The sequence below is a fragment of the Alkalibacterium indicireducens genome (assembly GCF_039522005.1).
Taxonomy (GTDB): domain Bacteria; phylum Bacillota; class Bacilli; order Lactobacillales; family Carnobacteriaceae_A; genus Alkalibacterium; species Alkalibacterium indicireducens.
In genome coordinates this window covers 1-4820 of the sequence record NZ_BAAADA010000135.1, presented here as the reverse complement: position 1 = coordinate 4820, position 4820 = coordinate 1, and the positions used below count along the sequence as shown (strand labels likewise).

The window sequence follows — 4820 nt, the reverse complement described above, 5'->3', positions numbered from 1 at the left end:
CCGATTGGTATAGTCAGTGGGCCTTCACCACCTTTAATTTTTAGTTTTCATAAAAAATTTGACAGTTCCAAGTATTCTTCTTATCGTAGTTTACCAAAAAAAGCAGATCGCCGTGAGTGACAGCCTGCTTTATTTCAATTATTGGGTTCTTAAATTACATCAAGTAGCCAAGCAGCTGAGTGACTAATACGAAGTAAATGACCAGCCCAGATATATCTTTAATCGTCGTAATGATCGGATCTGCTCCTGCAGCCTGATCGATGCCCAGTTTGAACAGGATGTAAGGAATAAAGAAACCAAGTACGGTTGCGAGAGTCATAGTAACTGCCAGAGCGACACCAACGGCTATTCCCAGTTCAGGAATGCCCTGCCAGACGGAAGCAATGATCCCTGTCACCAGCCCCACTAATGCACCCATACTTAGACCGACCAGCGTCTCTTTACCTAAATGCTTCATAAAACGGTTGGTATCGACATGACCCAGAATCAGTCCACGGGCGAAAATAGTTGAGGACTGCGTTCCTGCACTCCCTCCCATATCCATAATGACCGGAATGAAGATCGCTACTGCCGCAATTGCTTCAAGGGCTTCTTCAAATGAATCGATAACGACACCTGCAAGCAGACCCCCGACCATCGTAATAACGAGGAAAGGCAGCCTGACCTTCCAAATCTGCATAATAGACCCGTTGACCAGACGCTCACTGCGGTTGGATTCCCGATCATTTAAGTCCGCCAGACCGGCTTTATCGAAGATATCTTCTGTTGTTTCTTCTTCGATGATATCCATGGCGTCATCGAAAGTCAGGATTCCAACGATCCGATTTTCCTTATCAACGACTGGCAGAGCAAGAAAGTCGAGCGTCTGAAGCATACGTGCGGCCTCTTCCTGATCGGTATCCGTCGAAACTTTCGCTACACGCTTGTGCATGACCGTTTCGATACGTGCATCAGGATCAGCGATGACCAGTTCTCTTAGTGACAGCACACCTTCCAGCATTCTTTTTGCATCGGTCACGTACACGATATAAATCGTTTCTTTTTCAGCAGCCGTCAATCTAATTGCCTCAAGCGCTTCTTTCACAGTCTGTTCTTTTTTGACCGTTACGTATTCCGGTGTCATCAGACGACCCGCTGTTTCTTCTTCGTAACCCATAAGCAGCGCCGTTGCCTGCCGTTCTTCCTGGTTGAGTGAGCCGATGATTTTTTTCGTGACCTTAGCTGGAAATTCGTCCAGCAGACGTACACGATCATCCGGGGCCATTTCTGCAAAGACCTCGATGACTCGTTCTTCACTGAACGAGCTGATCAGCTGCTGCTGACTGTTCGGATCCAGATCCTCAAATATATCCAGCGCACGGTCTTTAGACAGCAGGCGAAAGACCACTGCCTTTTCGTCCGCAGGCAGGTCATGCAGCAGATTAATCAGATCAAGATCCCCTGCACCTGACAGTGTCTGCTTCAAGCTTTCCATATCTCTTTTCTCAAGATGAGTCCATACTGTGTTTTTGAATTTTTCCATGATGATTCCTCCAATATATTATGTTATTCCAATGTTCTCCCGTTATACTTACCAGCCAACTTAAACTTTCACTGTCGTCATTTATCACCATGACTCCACCCCCATTTTTTTGCAGATAAAAACGGCCTCCAGATTGTGTCCGGAAGCCGCATACTAAACCATTATCAGAATAAAGAGTAAACACTCGTGCTGCTTATTGTAATTATACATTTGCCTGTCAATGCAGGCCAAATGATCATACATCTACTCTTCGTCTGGGTTTTAGCACTAAATGACGTAGATTCGCGAGGAATCAGCTATCTTATGCAAGACCTTAATCCGATCATGCCTGTTCTACCCATTGGCTTCTCTCGAAGTTTTTGGGCAATAGCCTGTGTTCATTTAGGAGCCTCTCCTAACAAGTATTTGATTTACCGTTTTTCAGTTTATATAATAGTTTACTCTGTGTCAAAGAAAAAAAGCACTTTTTACATTTCTGTCACATTTTTAATGAGTAGACTGTTAGTTTATTACAATGACTTCAGAAGCTTTTCCACTTCATTGTCTTCTACTTGAGGGAAATGATCATAGTAGGCCCCGACCGCCCCCAGAAAATAATCCGGTACCTCAACGGCTACCACCTGATCGACTGCTTTTTTCAGCGTTCTATAGGTGTCCATAGGAATAACAGGCACAGCGATGATTATCTTCTCTGCGCCCTGATCTATTACTGCATTGATCGCTGCTTTCATTGTGAGTCCAGTAGCGATCCCATCGTCTACAATAATCACTGGACGGCCCTTTACCGCTTTAGTTTCCAGCCACTTTGCATACATCTGCCGTCGGTTTGTCATCTGTTTTCTCAATACCTTTACTTCTCTTTCAAGCCAGTCATCTTCGATCCGGTCTGTTTCCATTCGATTCAGCAGCGGGTCGCCACTTTCTGAAACTGCACCGATCGCGTATTCTGGCTGATACGGATGTCCGATCTTTTTCGACAGCAAAACGTCGAAGTCCAGCTGATGTTTGCGGGCAATTTCTATACCTAAGGGCACCCCGCCTCTTGGAAGAGCGAGCACGACTGCATTCTTCACATCTATATGATTGAGTTTTTCGGCCAGTTGTCTGCCTGCATCCTGTCGGTTATGAAAAAGAATAAAATCCTCTCCTGTCTTTTTCTTCTTGAGAGAGTGACTATTTCTTCCAAATCTGCCATTTATTTTACCCAACATTTCATTGACCTGTGGCTTTTCATTCTTTACACATCGATTATAGCATATTATCTCATCAGGTCCATTCATAGCCCTTTTCTATCCGAACGATGAGGTTTTCAAATCTCTCGAGGGATTCTCTTTTCAAAAAAGTAAAGTTTGTTCTATAATGAGTAGAGAGAATTCAACATTATTTATTTGTCAGGGAGGAATGCACTATGTCATTTATTAAAGGCGCATTAATCGGAGCAGCTCTAGGATTACTGTTTGCTCCTAAAAGCGGGAAAGAAACACGTGACGATATCGCTCGTCGATTCGATGATTCGAAAAAACAGGCTAGTGAATACGCAGATAAAGCGAAAGTGAAATCTGGAGAACTGGCTCAAACTACGGGCGAAGCAACTGAAAACATCAAGCTGACTATTTCCAAGACAGCTCAGGAACTTCGTGAGCAGCTTCATCATGCTTCTGAAGAAATCAGAAAAGAAGCGATGGACCTGAAAGACGAAGTTAAAGTAACTACTGAAGAAGCTGCAGAAGAAGTATCTGCAGAAGTCGATCAGGCTACTGAAGATCTGAATAAGGATCATGACCATGGATCTAAAATTCCAGGCGAACCTGGCTAGGTCTTTTACTCAATAGTCTGAAATAGATGAGCGAACTTAACAAGCCGGTACCAGCAGGACTTCCTGTTGGTACTGGCTTGTTTTTTCTGTCTTTTCTTGTGCATTTCATGAAGAGTTTACTCATTAGAGGCTATGTACTAAATGCTTACGCTATCTGTTCACCCTAATTTATTGCTGAACTGCCTTTGGGCTACTTATAGTTAATTGGGTCAAAGGTGTTCTGATCTATAAGTAGACCTCGTCTACTTATACCTTATTCCATGATTTTGCTCTGAATTACCGCTAGACCGTCTCTACTTGCATCTTATTATATTTTGTCGCCGCAAGCTACCACCAGACTGCTTCTAGCTATACCTTATTCTATAATTCTGTTCTAAACTACCGCTAGACCGCTTCTACTTATACCTTATTTTATGATTTCGCTCCGAACTATCATTAAAACGCCGCTAATTATACCTTATTCCTTAATACCACTATTAAACTAGCACTAACTCCCCTGCTACTTACACCTTATTTATGACTTTGAACTCTGAACTACAAGTAGCTCTCCCAAGATCCTTCAAAGTCATTAAAGGAATTGCCAGCTCATCGAATCCAGGAAATAAATCTGCTAAATCACACTGAAATTTTCTAGAAAAACTATTAACAGTTATTAGTTGACACTTCAATCGATTTGAGTTACTATACAAAGGTAAGTAATACGAATTAGAGATAATCTACTTCGAAACACCAACTAAAAAGGAGCACATACACATGTCAGTTAAACTATCTATAATTTATTACAGCTCAACAGGTACAAACTATCAACTTGCTCAGTGGGCGAAAGCTGCTGCAGAAGCTAAAGGAGCAGAAGTAAGACTAGTCAAAGCATCTGAAACTGCGCCAATGGAAGCCATTGAATCAAACCCTGCATGGAAAGAGCATTACGAAGCGACTAAAGATGTTCCTGAAGCAACTTCAGATGACATCACTTGGGCAGATGCGCTTTTATTCAGCGTTCCTTCACGTTTTGGAACAATGCCATCTCAGATGAAACAATACATCGATTCACAAGGTGGACTGTGGGCAACTGGACAGACAATCAATAAAGTTGTCAGTGCCATGTCTTCTGCTCAGAACCCTCACGGTGGACAGGAAGCAACCATCCTTTCACTATACACTTCAATGATGCACTGGGGCGCAATCATTGCGGCTCCTGGTTACTCTGATCCAGTATTATTTGGAGCTGGCGGAAATCCTTACGGTACATCTGTCACTGTAAGTGGTGAAGGTGAAATGCAGGAAGACGTCAAAGGCGCCGTTGAGCACCAGGTCAACCGTACTCTTGATATCACTTCAATGGTCGTTAACGGCTCAAACTAATTCAATCTATTCAAAAAGATCAGCTTCCCGACAGGGGAATGCTGATCTTTTTCGTGCGCCCGGCATGGGCGACAACTTGGTGGTGAAAGTCCACTACAGACTTGGCAGTAGGAACTGTTA

The 4820-nt window shown here is 43.2% G+C and carries 4 protein-coding genes and 1 riboswitch; of the genes, 2 read left to right on the top strand and 2 right to left on the bottom strand.

Translation table 11 applies throughout. The features are described 5' to 3' along the window. Positions 1-154: 154 nt before the first annotated feature. A complete protein-coding gene (gene mgtE, locus ABFX15_RS08175) occupies positions 155-1522 on the bottom strand; it encodes a magnesium transporter (RefSeq protein ID WP_346024968.1) in 1368 nt (455 codons plus the stop codon). A gap of 239 nt (positions 1523-1761) precedes the next feature. Continuing rightward, positions 1762-1931, bottom strand: a riboswitch (M-box (ykoK) riboswitch). A gap of 100 nt (positions 1932-2031) precedes the next feature. Continuing rightward, positions 2032-2733, bottom strand: a complete 702-nt coding sequence (locus ABFX15_RS08170) for a phosphoribosyltransferase (protein ID WP_346024967.1) — start codon at positions 2731-2733, stop codon at positions 2032-2034. Positions 2734-2930: 197 nt separating this feature from the next. Here ABFX15_RS08170 and ABFX15_RS08165 point away from each other — a divergent pair, with 197 nt between their 5' ends. Both ABFX15_RS08165 and wrbA read left to right on the top strand, forming a co-directional pair. Further along, positions 2931-3338, top strand: a complete 408-nt coding sequence (locus ABFX15_RS08165; RefSeq protein ID WP_346024966.1) for a YtxH domain-containing protein — start codon at positions 2931-2933, stop codon at positions 3336-3338. A gap of 753 nt (positions 3339-4091) precedes the next feature. Next, complete coding sequence (gene wrbA, locus ABFX15_RS08160) at positions 4092-4700, top strand: NAD(P)H:quinone oxidoreductase type IV (protein ID WP_346024965.1); 609 nt, start codon at positions 4092-4094, stop codon at positions 4698-4700. Positions 4701-4820: the final 120 nt, after the last annotated feature.